This window comes from Pararhizobium sp. DWP1-1-3, from assembly GCF_049896125.1.
In the GTDB taxonomy this organism is placed as follows: Bacteria; Pseudomonadota; Alphaproteobacteria; order Rhizobiales; family Rhizobiaceae; genus Pararhizobium.
The window spans coordinates 91,615-107,305 of the sequence record NZ_JAFCTR010000002.1 but is presented as its reverse complement, the minus strand read 5'-3'; the positions used below and the strand labels follow the sequence as shown (position 1 = coordinate 107,305).

13 protein-coding genes and 1 pseudogene are annotated in these 15,691 nt (G+C 60.4%); 9 read left to right on the top strand and 5 right to left on the bottom strand.

What is annotated here, in order from left to right; translation table 11 throughout:
• The first annotated feature begins 235 nt into the window (after positions 1-235).
• From ACP7BS_RS05020 to ACP7BS_RS05010, 3 genes and pseudogenes are all read left to right on the top strand, one after another.
• Positions 236-2,149, top strand: a complete 1,914-nt coding sequence (locus tag ACP7BS_RS05020) for a methyl-accepting chemotaxis protein (protein WP_426236637.1) — start codon at positions 236-238, stop codon at positions 2,147-2,149.
• A gap of 222 nt (positions 2,150-2,371) precedes the next feature.
• Positions 2,372-2,722 carry a hypothetical protein gene (locus tag ACP7BS_RS05015; RefSeq protein ID WP_426236635.1) on the top strand — a complete coding sequence of 117 codons (351 nt, stop codon included), beginning with the start codon at positions 2,372-2,374 and terminating at the stop codon, positions 2,720-2,722.
• Between the two features lie 237 nt (positions 2,723-2,959).
• Positions 2,960-3,118 (top strand): annotated as a pseudogene (locus ACP7BS_RS05010) (nickel-binding protein); the annotation flags it as partial.
• A gap of 57 nt (positions 3,119-3,175) precedes the next feature.
• Here the strand turns inward: ACP7BS_RS05010 and ACP7BS_RS05005 are convergent.
• Entirely contained in the window at positions 3,176-3,826 is a 651-nt protein-coding gene (locus ACP7BS_RS05005) for a sugar transferase (protein WP_426236634.1), read from the bottom strand.
• A 104-nt stretch (positions 3,827-3,930) separates the two neighbouring features.
• Positions 3,931-4,965, bottom strand: coding sequence for a glycosyltransferase family A protein (locus ACP7BS_RS05000; protein ID WP_426228640.1), 1,035 nt, complete (start codon positions 4,963-4,965; stop codon positions 3,931-3,933).
• Positions 4,966-5,550: 585 nt separating this feature from the next.
• On the opposite strand from ACP7BS_RS05000, the gene aztD reads away from it, so the two are divergent.
• Positions 5,551-6,780: a zinc metallochaperone AztD gene (gene aztD, locus ACP7BS_RS04995; RefSeq protein ID WP_426236632.1), complete on the top strand. Its 1,230-nt coding sequence runs from the start codon at positions 5,551-5,553 to the stop codon at positions 6,778-6,780.
• Positions 6,781-6,884: 104 nt separating this feature from the next.
• Here aztD and ACP7BS_RS04990 read toward each other — a convergent pair whose 3' ends face one another.
• Entirely contained in the window at positions 6,885-9,053 is a 2,169-nt protein-coding gene (locus ACP7BS_RS04990; RefSeq protein WP_426236630.1) for a right-handed parallel beta-helix repeat-containing protein, read from the bottom strand.
• A 147-nt stretch (positions 9,054-9,200) separates the two neighbouring features.
• Positions 9,201-10,064: a VOC family protein gene (locus tag ACP7BS_RS04985; protein ID WP_426237443.1), complete on the bottom strand. Its 864-nt coding sequence runs from the start codon at positions 10,062-10,064 to the stop codon at positions 9,201-9,203.
• A 337-nt stretch (positions 10,065-10,401) separates the two neighbouring features.
• On the opposite strand from ACP7BS_RS04985, the gene ACP7BS_RS04980 reads away from it, so the two are divergent.
• The 5 genes from ACP7BS_RS04980 to trhA all read left to right on the top strand — a co-directional run bounded on the left by ACP7BS_RS04980 (position 10,402) and on the right by trhA (position 14,762).
• The gene (locus ACP7BS_RS04980) at positions 10,402-10,827 is read left to right on the top strand and encodes a universal stress protein (protein WP_426228631.1); all 426 of its coding nucleotides are present in this window, start codon (positions 10,402-10,404) and stop codon (positions 10,825-10,827) included.
• Between the two features lie 315 nt (positions 10,828-11,142).
• Positions 11,143-11,667, top strand: a complete 525-nt coding sequence (locus ACP7BS_RS04975; protein ID WP_426228629.1) for a transporter suffix domain-containing protein — start codon at positions 11,143-11,145, stop codon at positions 11,665-11,667.
• 25 nt (positions 11,668-11,692) lie between these two features.
• The gene (locus tag ACP7BS_RS04970; protein ID WP_426236628.1) at positions 11,693-12,796 is read left to right on the top strand and encodes an HlyD family secretion protein; all 1,104 of its coding nucleotides are present in this window, start codon (positions 11,693-11,695) and stop codon (positions 12,794-12,796) included.
• Positions 12,786-13,802 (top strand): DUF2955 domain-containing protein, encoded by a 1,017-nt coding sequence (locus ACP7BS_RS04965; protein ID WP_426236626.1) that lies wholly within the window; start codon positions 12,786-12,788, stop codon positions 13,800-13,802. Before ACP7BS_RS04970 ends, ACP7BS_RS04965 begins: the two co-directional genes overlap by 11 nt.
• Before the next feature lie 300 nt (positions 13,803-14,102).
• On the top strand, positions 14,103-14,762 hold the full coding sequence (trhA, locus tag ACP7BS_RS04960; protein ID WP_426228623.1) for a PAQR family membrane homeostasis protein TrhA: 660 nt from the start codon (positions 14,103-14,105) through the stop codon (positions 14,760-14,762).
• Positions 14,763-14,792: 30 nt separating this feature from the next.
• Here trhA and ACP7BS_RS04955 read toward each other — a convergent pair whose 3' ends face one another.
• Positions 14,793-15,656 carry a DUF4118 domain-containing protein gene (locus ACP7BS_RS04955; protein ID WP_426236624.1) on the bottom strand — a complete coding sequence of 288 codons (864 nt, stop codon included), beginning with the start codon at positions 15,654-15,656 and terminating at the stop codon, positions 14,793-14,795.
• Positions 15,657-15,691: the final 35 nt, after the last annotated feature.

Here is a 15,691-nt window from a genome sequence, read left to right as displayed (position 1 = left end):
ATACGTTTTTTTGTATTGGATCAGCCGCCTCGGCGTCTTGATTGCCAGCTTGACCTTTAGTGTTAGTGCAATCTTAACTTAGTGTTAGCGCAATTACCTCAGATTGCGCTTCGGCGTGATGTCATTGCGCCGTGGCGCGATGTCCCATCTCCTGCAGCGCTTTATCAGAGGCATCATGCCTCGCTTTCCCGTTTTTCGTTCAGCACGCGGTCAGTTGCCCAGCCGGAGTTCCGCCATGAATTTTCGCAATCTCTCCATTCTCCAGAAGATCAGCCTTGTCGTTTTCGTCATGGGGCTGTCATGCCTGGTCATTGCATCCGTAGGCGCGCGCGGCATTTTGGCCTTGGAAACGGCCATCGTCTCGGTCGGCGCCAGGGAAGAAGTCGCCCGCGAGGCCATGGACCTGCGCGTCGATATCATCGCCATCAGCCGCATGACCTACCAGCTGGCCGCGCAGCCGGAAAAGGCGGCCGATTTCCGCGCCGAGACCGAGAAGCGCTCCAAGGAAATGCTGGAACGCCTGCCGAAGATCGAGGCCGCCGCCGACGAAACCGAGCTGAAGCAGCTGCAGGCCATCCGGACGACGCTGGAAACCTATTTTGGTGAAATCCGCGCCATGGTCGCCATCGCCGAGGCCAGCCCGCAGGATGCGGCCGCCATCAAGGCCGGTCTCGACAAGGCGCTGGATGCGCAAAAGATCGTCACCAGCACCGTCAAGGTCTACAGCACCTATTCCGGCGAGGCGCTTGCGACAGCCCGCGCCGATGCCCTGCAGTCGTCCTCGGTCGCACTCGCCATTGCCGTCCTTGCCGCTGCCGGCTGTATCGTCATCGGCGCCGTCGTCAGCCTGCTGGTCGCGCGCCGCGGCATCTCCACGCCGGTCCGTGATCTGACCGCCGCGATGAGCCGTCTTGCCGAAGGCAATCTCGACAGCACCGGCACCGACGCCGCCCGCAAGGACGAGATCGGCGAAATGGCCCGCGCCGTCGAGGTCTTCCGCCGCAACGCATTGGCGATGCGCGACATGAAGGCGCAGGAAGCAGCCCTTCACGCGCTGAGCAGCGATTTGCAGTCGAGCATCAGCGCCGTCGTTGCCGCTGCGGTCGCCGGTGATTTCACCGGCCGGATCGGCAAGGACTACCAGAACGACGACCTCAACCGTTTTGCCGGCAGCGTCAACGAACTGGTCGGCAGCATCGACCTTGCCGTCACCGAAGTGCGCCGCGTCATCGCAGCGCTTGCCGATGCCGACCTTTCGGAAAGCATGGAAGGTCATTTCCAGGGCGCATTCGCCGAACTGCAGCAGAACGTCAATGCGACGATGGTGACGCTGCGCTCGACCATGAACAATGTGCGCGGTGCCGCCGGCACCATCAAGGACAGCTCGGCCGAACTCAGCTCGGCCGCCAATGACCTGTCGAAGCGCACCGAACAGCAGGCGGCAGCGCTTGAGGAAACCGCCGCAGCCCTCGACGAGATCACGGCGACCGTGCGCACCTCGTCGTCCCGCGCCGTTGAGGCCCGCGACATGGTGCGCGAAACCAAGGAAAGTGCTGGAAAGTCCGGCGAGATCGTCCGCAATGCTGTCACCGCCATGAGCCGGATCGAGGGTTCGTCCAGCCGGATCAGCCAGATCATCGGCGTCATCGACGAGATCGCCTTCCAGACCAATCTGCTGGCGCTGAATGCCGGTGTCGAGGCGGCGCGGGCAGGCGATGCCGGACGTGGTTTCGCCGTCGTCGCCCAGGAAGTCCGCGAACTGGCGCAGCGCTCGGCCAATGCCGCCAAGGAGATCAAGACGCTGATCAGCGCCTCGGCCGCCGAGGTCGAAGGCGGTGTCTCGCTGGTGCGGGCAACCGGCGATGCGCTGGTGGAGATCGAGCGGCTGGTGTTGCGCGTCAACGATCATGTCGAGAGCATCGCCACGGCCGCCCGCGAACAGTCGATGGCGCTGGCCGAAATCAACACCTCGGTCAACCATATGGACCAGATGACCCAGAAGAACGCCGCCATGGTCGAGGAGACCACGGCTGCCAGCGAAACGCTGGCTGAGGAAAGCCGCCAGCTGCAGACCCTGCTTGCCCGCTTCAAGCTGGAAGAAACCAGCCGTTCGCAGACGATGCAGCAGCGCACGCGTTACGCGGCCTGAGTTCGGGTATTGCATAGGTATCGTAATGAAGGGGAGGGCAGCGATGTCCTCCTCTAATACCAATCTAAATGTGTAATCGCTAAAATATTACGGTCGGCGCTTTTTTGACAATGTCCGTTATGGGCCTTGCATCCAATTGTTCAGGACACAACACGAAACGCTTGCTGTTTATCACGGAACACGGTCTATATCAGCCGCCGGATATGTGTATACGGATTCACAATGCAGGATGATATTGCCGACCAGCGGATTGATACCTTAAAAGTAGCGTCACTGGTCTTTTACGCCGCGCTCAGCATTCTAATTGCCTTCGGGACTGCCATTTGTATTCATTGCACCATACTAGCAATGGTGTTGCCGAACATTTGGTTCGTCAGCATGAATATCACCCCGCCCGCGATAGCCACGAGCGTAATGCTTGTCATTTGTGTTGCCCGCATACGAGCGAAATCGCAAACAAGAATCGAGTTCGTAGAACACGGGCTCGAACTGGTGAGCAAGATTTGGTACCCGCTTCTGGTTTCCTTGCCTGTGGCATGGGTCGCCTTTTTAGTCGCAATGTCCGCCAATTAATCCCCCTAGAAGTAAGAACCGCAGTATGGCTGCTTGTGGTAGCGCATAGTTGCGATCGCTTTTTGTGGCAAATGGCAGTCCGGCCCCGCAGTCGCTGGGGTCTGCCATACTGCAGGAATTGCAGAGCTCGGGGCGGGAGCGTGCAGATGCCTATCTTTATCGACCGGCATGACCTTCCAGAAACCACGGCTGCAGACGTTGCCGAGGCGCATAGCAAGGATATTGAGACTCAGGATCAGCGATGCCGCTTCCAGCGATCAGATCCTGGTGTCTGAGAATATCTTCCGGGAGTACGGCGCCGCTGACCTCTTCACCCAGGCAAAGCGCCGCCGGCTGAAAGGGTTTTCAAAGCCCGTCCTGGCCTTCCGGTGCGAATGGGCGGGCGCCGGCCCGTGATGCCGCAAGCGGACGGCGCGCCAGGCCGATGCGGGGCTGCTCGTTGTGGAGCCGCCGTCAATGCCGCGCGGCGGTGAGAAATCGCCAGATTTCCCGGCAATCCGTCACCACCGTCCAGTTTTCGGAATAATCCTTGTCGAGTTGCAGACGCCGGAAGTAATGGCCGTCCACGCCGCTGCTCATCCGGTAACCGATCAGGCCCGGGCGCGACTTGATGTAATGTGAGGTATTGGAGCCGTATCGCTCGATATCCCTCATGCTCAGGGGGGAGGGGCCGACGATGCTCATATCGCCACGCAGCACGTTGAAGAGCTGCGGCAGCCCGTCCAGACCCAGATGTTGAAGGACGGCACCGAGCGGTGGAAGCGAGACGTCCGGCTGAGCTTTGCGGGTCCAGACCGTATCCGACGTCGTTGTCAGATATTGGGCGAAATCCTCTCCGCCCATGGGGGAGGATGTTCGGAATTTCAGGCGAACGAGGGAGACGCCGTCATATCCGATCTCGCCATGGCCGCAGATGATCGACCCGGTGGTTGATAGCTTCACCAGCGCTGCGATCATCAGAATGATTGGCAGGAATACCAGTATCATCGAAAGAGAAATAAACACGTCCAGGAAACGCTTGGTGAAACCTCCAGTCGGTCTGTACTGAAGATTGACGATATGCAGGAGGGAATATTTACCGTTTCTTGCTGCTGACGATATCATGTTGAGCTCGAAATGTTTTTGAATTTTCAAAAGCCTGCCGCGCAGTCCAAGGCCAAGTGGTTGGAAGGCAAGGCGCGACGCCTATAAAAAATGAAGCCCCCCCCCTACGCGGCCAGATCCGCGTTAGGGACGTTTTTTACCGACGTCACGTCCGTCATCACCTTCCTGTTCATGACGAAGAAGGCAAGGTTGGCGGGGCTGCGCAGGAGAAAGGCCGGGTAATGTGATACCAGCTTGGTAAAGACCTTTGGGTCCGGAAGAAACCGTTTCGCCGCCCCACGCAGGAGCGCATAGACATAGGCACCCTCATACAGCCTCTGCCTGAAGGCGATGGTTTCGACATCCATGGAATAGATGCGGGCATTGTTGCGCATGTAGTTGTACTGGATGGCAAGACAGCCCTGGATGCTGACCGATTTCGGGCTTTCCCAGGAAACGTTCGACCAATAGAGATTGAGGCCTTCGCCGCAGCTCACATTGACCCGCAGGTCCACTGCGGTTGCGTTGTCAATCGACAACTCGATCCAGAAGATGTGATCCTCGCCCGCACTTCTCAGCGAGGTATTGAACCGAAGGTTCGGGTTTTTGCGGAAATTGTAGACGACCGTCGATGTCTGTGGCGGGCACTCGCGAATCATTGTCCGCGTCAGTTCGCCGGCAGCGAAAACCTTGACCATCTGCGACTGTCCAGCCCCCCGATTTTGGCTGAGGGCCTGCCATGTTTCGGGCAGGCAGCGGAAATAGTCGCCGTAGTGTTTGCTTCTGACGTGATTGCAGAAGAAGAAATCGCTGTTGCGAAGAGCAGACAGCGCCCTCTGGATATGAAGAGGGGTCCAGATGTCGTCGGAATCGAGGAAGGAAATGAAATCGATCTCTTCGCCGGCAAGGCTGTCGAGGCCCGTGTTTCGCGCTCCGGCAGGGCCGGAATTGACCTGCGTGATGATGTTCAGCGAATGGGCGCCCTTGAACGCAAAGCCATCCAGTTCCTTGCTTGCAGGGTGCGGTGAAGCATCATCGACGACGACAACCTTCAGCGTAACGCCGGCAGGCAGCTGCTGCATGTCGACTGATTCGAGCGCCCTGCGCAAAATTCCGTCTTCTGCCTGATAGAAAGGTATTATGATTGCAATATTGGTCATCTTTTTAAGCCTCACACTATATCTACTAGTAAGACTCTCTACCGAGAGTTGATTTTTGTTTCTTGAATTCTTCGTTGCGTAATGAGCGAAAACAAACAAAAATATTGCGCTTTGTGCCTAAATTTCAGGCAAGAAAACCATCAAATTTGTGACAAAAAGATGAAATTTTGTCTTCGTAATCAATTTGTAACACAGTTTTAATCTTGTTATTCTTTGGATACACCAGATGTTGTGGATGAGCAATAGTAGTTGACACGAATGTAACCGCGCGGCCCTGGCCCTTATTGGGGGCAAATCAGTGCAGGCCAAGGGACGGTATCCCGAGGCTTGAAGCATGTCCTTGCCGCCCCCCTGCCATGTTGAATGGCCCATGCACCGCCGGATCGAACGTCAATGTGGCATCCGCAGCACGCGACCGACCGGCCTGCCGCCGGTGTTTCCCGATATTGAGACAGCATGCCGTAGCCGCGTCTTAAACAGCTGCAGAAGGCCCCGTGTCGCATTTTCCGTATGGACAACCGGATCGTAACTTTATAACAACCGTGAGTGTTACGTTATTACATAAATATTTTGCAGGAGAACCTCATGCTGATCCATCTTGGCAAACCGATGCGCATCGCCGCCGTTCTGGCGCTGACGGCGCTGTCTCCCCTTCCGGCCTTTGCCGATGACCATAAGGAAACATGGCGGCTGTTCGTCGCCGATCACAGCCAGCCGGTGGTGCGCGCACTCGATGCGGCAAGCGGCGGCGAGCTCGGCCGTTTCGATCTGGGTGGCTATGCCGCACTGTCCGTGAGCGAAAGCGGCAAGTCCGTTTTCGCGGTGCAGGGCGACAAGGACACGGTGCAGGTCATCGCGTCGGGCATCGCCCTTTCCGATCATGGCGAGCATCGCGATATCGAAATCTCCGACCCGAAACTGCTGTCCGGCGCCATCTCCGGCAAGAAGCCGGGCCATGTGGTCACGCATGGCGACGATGTGGCGGTGTTCTACGATCGCGGCGGCAAGGTCGATCTGTTTCAGGAAAGCGCGTTGCTTGAGGGCAAGGGCAATGCCGCAAACATCGATACGACGGCCGCGCATCACGGCGTCGCCGTGCCGATGGGCCAGCATGTCCTGGTTTCCGTACCCAACATGACGACCGAGGTGAAGCCGGACGAGCTTCCCCCACGGCTCGGCCTGCGCATCGTCGACCGGGCGGGCAAGCAGCTGGGAGATGTGGCCACATGCACGGGCCTGCACGGCGAAGCGACCTCGGCGCGTCTGGTCGCCTTCGGTTGCGCCGAAGGGGTTCTCATCGCCCGCCCAGGTGGCCTCGACGGCCCGAAGCTGGAGATGATCGCCTATGGCAGCGATCTGCCGGAAGGCAAGGTTTCGACCCTGCTCGGCGGCCGGTCGATGCAGTTCTTCCTCGGCAATTACGGTGAGGACAAGGTCGTGCTGATCGATCCGGAGGCTGCGGCACCCTATCGCCTCGTCGAGCTTCCCACCCGCCGCGTCGATTTCATCCTCGATCCGGCCAATCTCCGCAACGCCTATATCCTGACGGAAGACGGCCAGCTGCATGTGCTGGATGTCGTCAGCGGCGAGATCGTCCGGTCCGCCGGCGTCACCGAGCCCTACAGCAAGGATGGCCACTGGCGCGACCCGCGTCCACGGCTGGCTGTTGCCGGCGATCGCATCGCCATCACCGATCCCCGCCACAGCCTGGTACGGATGATCGACAGCGAAACACTGAAGGAAACCGCGACCATTCCGGTCGAGGGCATGCCCTATGCGATCGTCGCGGTCGGCGGCTCTGGTGCTACGCACTAAGCGGCGGCGGATTGAAAACGGCGGCACCGGGTAGCCCCCCGGTGCCTGAAATGAAAACGGCCCGCACACTTCGTGGCGGTGCGGGCCGTCGCTGTCCGGGCTGATTATTGGCAGCGGCCGGCAAAATTCGTCTGGTCCAGAACGCCGCCATTGAACGTCAGAACCTTGCCTGGCGCCTGCGTCAGCGATCCGCCGCTCCACCCGGTATCGACCTTGCAATTGCTCGGGGTGTTGGTGGCGGTGACATTGCCGGTCAGGTCGAGCGATGGGCCCGAGAAGTAGAATCCGGCCTTGCCAGCCTTATCGACCGTCACATTGTTGAACGCAATACCGCTGACAGGCCCGCCAAGGAACTCGAAGTCGCTGCCATAGACATAAGCACCATAGGTTCCGGCATTGGTGATCGAGACATTGTTGAAGGTGATGCCGGAAACCGGGTTGAGGAAGATGCCGGCATTGCGCGTGCCGTCGATCATCAGGCCATCGACATTGACATCGGTGGTGACGGCGCCCTCCGGCATGCTGCTGGAGGTCACCAGCATCAGGCCGTTGATGCCGCCCTTCAGCACCATGTCGGTGATCACGACATCGCGCGTGCCCTGCAGCACGACAAGATCCATGTCGCGGTCCTGCATCGAGTTGTCGATCGTCACCTTGTTGAGATCAACGTCGTTTGCCGCGACGAACAACAGGCCTTCGCGACGTGAACGCGAGATCGTCACGTTGTCCAGCTTGATATTGCTGGCGGCATTGATGATTGTCGGCTCCCAATCGATGTTTTCGATCGCGCTACCGGCGAACACGCCGTAGGTCACGTTGTCGATTCGGGTATCACGGACAGTCAGGTTCTTGGTCGCATGTGCGCTGACGGCAGCATAAGGTGCAAGGTTCGGTTTAAAGACCGAGAATTCGCATTGCGTGCTGCTTTCGCAGATGTAGAGATCGTGGATGCTCGAATTCTGGATGATTGCACCATCCACCCGGTTGAGACGGATGCCGTCATGGCTGGTGCCGGAAATGTCGACGCGGTCGATCATCAGGTTGGAAGCACCGGTGCTGCCGATGCCGGCCAGTCCGCCGGTGATCGACAGGGTCGAGACCGCGCTGTTGGATGCCATGGTGACAACGTCCTGGGCCGGATTGTAGCCGGTCAGCGTCGTGGCGGCGCCCTTGTTCTGGAACCAGCCTTCGCCGCCGCTGGACGCGCCACGCAGGCTGAGAACACCGCCGCCGCCGAGCAGCATCTGGCCATTGTTCAGCGTCAGCGACTGGTTGAGCCCGATCGTGCCATTGGCAAGGATCAGCGCGTTTTCGCCGGCCGCAGCGATGATGGCGTTGATGGCGGCTGCATCGCCATCGGCGGCGGAGATACCGACGGCAGTGCCGGCGGTCAGGCCGTTCAACGCGATAACCGCGTTTTCAAGGTCGCCCGTGGCGCCACGATGGGTCTCGATGGTGCGGTTGCGTTCGACGCGCTGTGTCAGCTGGTCGAACGGATCGGCCGGGCCGCTGGTTGAAGCGGCACCGAGCGGGACGCGCAGCCGCGCCATCGCCGCACCCTTGAAGTGGTCTTCGTTGTCATAGGTGCCGGAGGCGCCGATCGTCACCGTCGATCCACCGGGAAGGCCGGGCAGGTCGGCAAAGGACAGTTCGGCGCGCAGCTTGGCCCCCAGCTTATCGTCGAGATTGTCGCCGCCATAAAAGTAGCTGCCGGCAAAGACCTTCAGCTGCACCGTGTCGCTGGCGGCCGACAACGGTACGCGAAAACCGGCCTCGATATCGCCACCACGGCGGGCGCGCTCCATACCCTCTCGGAACATCAGCTTGCCACCATCGATCTCGCCGCGGCCCATGCCGGCGAGCGCGTGATCGCTGCCGAGCGGCAGATAGATGTTGGCGCGCGTTTCGAATACCGGCCCGAGCGCTTCCACACCGACGGAAAGCTGGTTGAACGAATGGTCATAGGCGCTGTTCAGGTAGTCGTAATAGCCGTAGATGCCGACGACCCATTCATCGCTCGCCCGCGTGCGGTAGCCCGCGCCGATCGAACCGCGCCGGACGCCATCCTCGATGAAGGCGCCTTGCGTATCGATGAACAATGCACTGCCCGAATCAAGCAGGATAGGCAGGAAGAAGCCGCCACCGGCGCTCGAATCGCCGCTTCGCCAAGTGCCGTCGATTTCCACCGAAGGGCGCCAATCGGCGGCGCGCAAGGGAAGTGGCGCAACGCTCGCAGTAGCGAGTGCGTATACAAGAATTCTCTTATTTTTCAAAATGCTAACCCCTGGACAAATATTCGCAATGGCGAATGTCCGGGCGGGGTAGAATACTTGACAATATTAGTCAATTTTAAGAGGCGGATTGATACGATCCGTCGCAGGCGCCTGTTGAAAACGTTGAGGCGAGGTGCCGCCGGGGCGTCAGCCGGCCAGTTTCAGGCCGATGCCCCAGGGGTCGATCAGCGAGACGGTATCGCCATTGCGCGTCACCGGGATCTCCAGTTCGTCGAGCTTGGCGACGGCGTTCTGCAGCTTGGCCGGATCGTTGAAATGCACGGTATAGTCCGACAGACCGGTCATGTTGGCCTGCCGTTTCGGCGCGCCGCGCGAATTCCAGATATTGGCGCCGACATGGTGGTGGTATTTGCCCGAGGCAAAGAAGCTGGCGCCGGGATAGCTGGCCATCAGATCAAGCCCGAGCACATCGCCGAAGAAGGCATTGGCCTGCGGGATATCGGAAACCTGCAGATGGATATGGCCGATCGCCGTGCCGCCGGCCATGCCATTCCACGTGTCCTTCGGGGCTTCATCATAGAGCGCCTGCAGGTCGAGCGGCAGCGTCGCCATCTTCACCATGCCGTCCTGCAGATAGTTCCATTCCTCGCGCGGCCGGTCGCGATAGACCTCGATGCCGTTGCCTTCCGGATCACCGAGATAGATGGCTTCCGAGACCAGATGGTCGGAAGCGCCCTGAAGCGGCACGTTGTTCTGGGCGATATGGGCAAGCCAGCGGCCAAGCTCGGTACGGTCGGGCACGAGGAAAGCGGTGTGGAACAGGCCCGGCGCATTCTGCGGCGCGATTGCCGCATTGCCCTGCGTCGTCAAAGTCAAAAGCGGCCGGCCGCCGACGCCGAGCGTTTCGCCGCTCGCGGTCTTTTCGATCGGCGAAAGCCCCATGATCGTCTGGTACCAGGCAGACACCATCGGCAGGTCGCGCACGATAAGATGCGAATGATCGACATAGGCGGGCATGCGGACGGCGTGGTCTTCGGCTTGAACGGTCATGGACGTGCTTCCTGCCTTGGCTGTGGTGACGGTGCCTCCGGTGACCAGGGCCGTGGCCGAAAACTTCATGAACGTGCGTCTGTCGAAGCTGGCCACTGGTCCTGTCCCGTCTGATCGTGTTGCTGGACTATATGACGCGCGCGCGGCGTTCACGGAAGATGCTGAGTTGAGGATGTACTGTTCTCACCCTGTTGACAATCGCCTGCGACCGTATGGCGGGTTGTGACTTTTGCCGCCGCACACCTATATTGAATCCATCCGCGCAATGCGGCGCAAAGGTTGGCCGTCAGCGGCCATCACGCGCTGCGCTCGCTGCGGCGAACCCGAGGAGACAGTCATGTATTCGAGAATTATCGTGCCGATCGCCATGGATCATCTGGAGCACGGCGAGAAGGTTCTGGAGCGCGCCAAGTCGCTGGTCGACGAGGGCGGCGAGATCATCCTGCTCAACGTCGTCGAGGATCTGAACGCCTATGCCCAGGGCTATATGATCGTCGATTTCCCGCTGGAACTGATCGAGGCGTCGCGTGACCATGCCAAGAAGACGCTGACCGGCCTTATGGAAAAACATGGGGTGACGAACGGCCGCGTCGAAATCCGCATCGGCGGTGCCGCCGGCGTTATCAACAATTTTGCCGAGGAGGCGGAAGGCGACCTGGTCATCATCGCCTCGCACCGGCCGGGACTGATCGATTATTTCATCGGCTCCACCGCCAGCCGCGTCGCCAGCCATTGCAAATGCGCGGTGCTGATCGACCGTTAGAACGGAACGCCGCGGTTGCCGAACCGTCTTCGAGAGTGGCAGGCGCTATTCGACAAGGGTAGCGCCCGCTTTCGATGCAAAACGGATGCGCATCCATCGCTTGCAGATGTCGAACAGCGCGATGTCTGCAAGCATGCTGCCTGCCCCGGCGATGCGGAACGTGCCAGCCACCATCCCGCAGCCCAATTCGGCCCGGCAGATTGTATTTTCCCATGTACTAAAAGTCTAACTTGCGATTTATATTTGTTCTGACGGCAAAAGAGCAGGAACCGCGCTGGCCGATACCCGTCAGCGCTTCAGGGAGGGGACGAGGAAATGTCAGTTCAATTGGAAGACAATGTCGCGCCGCAAGCTCCCGCCTGGCGTTTCAAGCTCGGTATCGTTCTTGTCTGCATCGCCATCGCCATGTGGCTTTGCGTGCCGGTTGCGGCATGGGCCGGGGTGCCGAGCACAAGAATCGCCGCCATCACCGGGGTGATCTTCATCGTCAACAAGGTCCTGCTGCTGCTTGTCATCGCGGTGATGGGCAAGGCTGGCTTTCAGGAGCTGAAGAGGAAGATTTTCGGCGTTTTCCGCCTGTCTGCCGACACCCATATCAGCCGGGCGCGATACAATCTCGGCCTGGTGATGTTCTGTATCCCGCTGATCTCGGCTTCGTTGGAGCCCTATATCGACGCATTGTGGCCGGATCTTCGTCCGAACATGTGGCAGCTGCAGTTGCTGGGCGACGTGATGTTCCTTGCCAGCTTCTTCGTCCTCGGCGGCAATTTCTGGGACAAGATCCGCTCGCTGTTCATTCGCAGCAGCCGCGTCGTCTATCCCACAAATCCCGCTGCGTAAGCGCTGAAAGTTAAAGGAACGAGCCGTGGCTTCTGAAGAAACGTCAAGCGAACCTGTGCCGGCGCCGGCGCCCGGAAATCCTTTGCGCCGGGTTGCCCTGATCATCGTGGCTTTGGCCCTGGTTCTGCTCGTCCTCTCCATCTTCATGGAACGAAGGACCCCCTCCAGCGCGCAGGCGCAGGTGCAGGCCTATGTCGTCGGCATCGCCCCGGAAGTGACGGGACGCGTTGTCGAGGTCAATGTCACGGACAATTCCCCTGTCGAGGCGGAGCAGGTGTTGTTTCGCATCGATCCGAGCCGCTACCAGATCGCCGTCGCGGAGGCTGAAGCAGCTCTCGAGCGCGTCGGCCAGACGATCGGTGCCTCGACGGCGCAGGTCGATGCCGTACAGGCCCGGCTCGTCCAGGCGCAGGCGAACCGCGACAATGCCCTCGAGCAGTTCGGCCGGGCCTCGGAACTGGTCAAGCGAGGGGTTTACGCACAGGCGAAACTCGACGAAGCCAAACTTGCCCTCGATCAGGCGGAAGCGGCCGTAAACGGTGCGCAAGCCGATCTTTTGAGCGCGCAAAAGGACCTCGGTCCGGCGGGCAGCGACAATCCGCAGCTGAAGGAGGCGCTGGCGGCGCTGCAAAGGGCGCAGCTCGATCTGCTGCGCACGACCGTTCGCGCGCCGGCCGCAGGTGTCGTCACCAACCTGCAGCTGTCAATCGGCAAGGTCGTCAGTGCCGGCCAGTCCGCCATGACCTTCATCGATGTCGGGACCGTCTGGATCGCTGCGGCCTTCAAGGAGAACAGTCTCGAAAATGTCACGGTCGGCAACGAAGCCGAAGTGCTGTTCGATGCCCTTCCGGGGCAACTGTTCAAAGCCCGGGTGGAAAGCGTCGGTCTCGGCGTGTCGCAGGGCGGCACCGATCCGAGTACCGGCCTGCCGACCATTCGAAGCGACAGCGGCTGGGTCGCCGAAGCGCAGCGGTTTCCCGTTCGCCTGGTTTTGGACGAAGGCAGGCCGAAAGGGGTTCGCTACGGCTCGCAGGCGACAGTGGTCGTCTATACCGGCGACAACCCGGTCACCAACGCCTGGGGCTCGCTTTGGATCCGCATCATGTCGGTCCTGACCTATGCTGGCTGATCCCGTTGCCGAACAGCGACGCAAGGGACTGCGGGTCGCGCTCGCGGTCTCGCTGGGCTTCACCGTCTCGGTCGCGATGGGGGCGATCGTTCCGTTTCTTGGGCCGCTGTTTGCCGCCCAGTTTCTGCTGTCGAGTTCGCAGCCCATGCCTGCGGGCAAGACGCTCGGCATGGCAATCCTCATTCTGGCCACCGGCACCGTCATGCTGCTTTTGACCGCGTGGTTCGGCGACCACCCGGCGACCTTTCTCATGGTTCTCGGACTGATCTATTTTTTGTGTTTCGCCGCACAGGCGAGCGGCAAAGGCGGCCCGGCGGTTTTCCTCGTCCTTGTCGTCGCCGTCATGGTGCCGTTGCTGGGTGTTCTCAACAAGGATCTGGCTGCCTCCATCCTGTCGATCCTGGCTTTCGGGGTTTTAAGCGGTGCGGCGATGATGTGGCTTGCCCATGCGGTCATTCCGGAGCCGGCTTCGATCGTGCCGCAGCTGCAACCTCCGGTCCCGGCAGCGCCCGGATATCTGCGGGCACTGGCCAACACCGCGATCCTGCTGTCGAGCGTGACGATCTGCCTGACCAGTGCGGCGCTGGGCGCGGCGATCGTCATTCCGATAACGGTGGCGTCCCTGCTGGGGCAACTCGATACGACGGAAAGCGGCCGGGCATCCGTTGGGCTGGTGATCGTCAACCTGTTCGGCGGGATCGTCGCATCGGTCGCCTATGCCATTTTGACCATCCGCCCGAACCTGTTTTCCATGTTCGTCATCGTGCTGGTCGTCTGCCTTTTTGTCGGCGGCCGTGCGGCGGCGCGAAGTGCGGACGCAAAGGTTTACGCCGGTGCGCTGACGACGTTCCTGATCCTCTTCGGGCTCGGCGTTTCGCCCTTGCCCGGCAGTGCTGCGGAATCGTTTTCCACGCGGATACTATACGTCGCCGGCGCGATCGTTTTCGTTTTTCTGACCACGGCTTTGCTCTGGAAGCGTCCGTCGGCGAGAAGCGTGGCCGCCTGAGCGGATCCGGTTCTAGCGGGACGCCCTAAACGCCGCCGGTCGCTCCGGCAACGCGCTTGATCGGCAGGATGCGGATGCACCGCCGCGCAGAAGGAGGACGGCAGAACAGCTGATTCCGCCCTGCCGGTGTGTGGGCCTGTCGCAAATGTTGATCTATCGCCCTGTTCCAGCCTTAACCGCCTGTCAAATTGTTATCGTTATCGGCTTGCCGAGCGCTCCGGTTGACGGCAAAGTGCGATGGCGGTTTGCCAAGGCAGGGCCGTCGTGCCAACGAAGCGAATGAAATGTTGAGAGGCTGACGTGGAAATCAAGGGCATCAAGTGGAACTACGATCGCTCAGAGCTGATCGCCGATGGCGTCGTCCACGGTGTCGGGCTTGCCTTCGCGCTGATCGGCGTCACCGCGATGATCTTCTATGCCAGCGTCTGGAGCACGTCGGGACAACTGGTCGCCGCCTGGATCTACGGCGCCGGGCTGGTGGCGACGCTGTCGATCTCCTTCCTCTACAATCTCTATCCGGTATCGCAGACCAAGTGGTTCCTGCGCCGTTTCGATCATTCGTCGATCTTCATCCTGATTGCCGCCACCTATACGCCTTTCCTGCAGCGCGGCTGGGACGATCCCTTTCTGTTCGGCATGCTGATCGGCATCTGGTCGATCGCCATCGTCGGCGTCTTGATCAAATGTGTGTTTCCCGGCCGCTTCGACAAGCTGGCGATCCTGCTTTACCTCGCCATGGGCTGGAGCGGCGTCTTCGCTGCCGGCCCGCTGTTGTCGCAGCTGACGGAAACGACGATGATCCTCATCCTGGCTGGCGGCGTCATCTATTCGCTTGGGGTGATCTTTCACGTCTGGGAAAAGCTGCGCTTCCAGAATGCGATCTGGCACGGCTTCGTCGTCACCGCCGCTGCCGTGCACTATTCCGCCGTTCTCACCTGCATCAGCAGCGCGTCGAGTTGAGCGGCCGATACGGTCCCCGCTGACCTTCGGTTATGCGGGAGAGCCGCGTCCGGCCCGCAAGCGCTGGCAATCGAGCGCCAGCGCCAAAATGCGCGCAATGATATCGACAGACGTCTGCGGCGATGAAGGCCGTTGGCCGGGCGCAAATGCGATCCCGATGACGGCATCTTCGCCCGCCGCAGCCGGCACAGGCCAGAAATCAAACCGTGAGGCCACGGCCGGGTAGACACCCGCACGCGCCACGGATCCCATCACCAATGACGAACGCGCTGCATCAAGATCGGCCGCCTGAAGCTCCAGACCACCGGCGCTGTTGACGGACACGGCTTCATTCCCGGTCATCAGGATCACCACGGCGGGAACGTTGAACAGCGCCGCAAGTGCCTTGGAGGTGATGGAAGCGACAGCTTTCGTATCGGCGGCCGCCCCGATGTCGCGGCTATAGTCTTGCAACAGGGTGGCCTGTTTCGTCAGGAGGGCGGCGTTGATCGCCCTGCGGCGCGAGGTGAAGGCAACGCTGCTGACGATCAGCCCGACGAAAAGCAGCAGTGCGATCGCCCAGACATTGGCCGGGTCGCTGACCGCCAGCGTGTAGCGCGGCTCGGTCAGGAAGAAATTGTAGGCGAGCGCACCCAGGATCGCCGAGCAGATGGAGGCCCCGAGCCCGTAGATCACGCCGGCGACGATCACCGGTATGACGAAAACGAGCGAAACGTTCGGGATGCTCATGCCGCTGTCGATACCGATCGCGACCACCGTGGCGGCAGCAGTCATGAGCACGGAGGCAAGATAACCCGTCAGCGCCAGCGCCTGCGATGGAGCCTCGACCAGAAACGGATCATCGGCCCGCAGGCTCGCCATTTCCCTGCCCAGCCCGGATTCAACATGTGTCATTGTTCAACTCCCGCCAATGTTATGCGGTCCTGCCG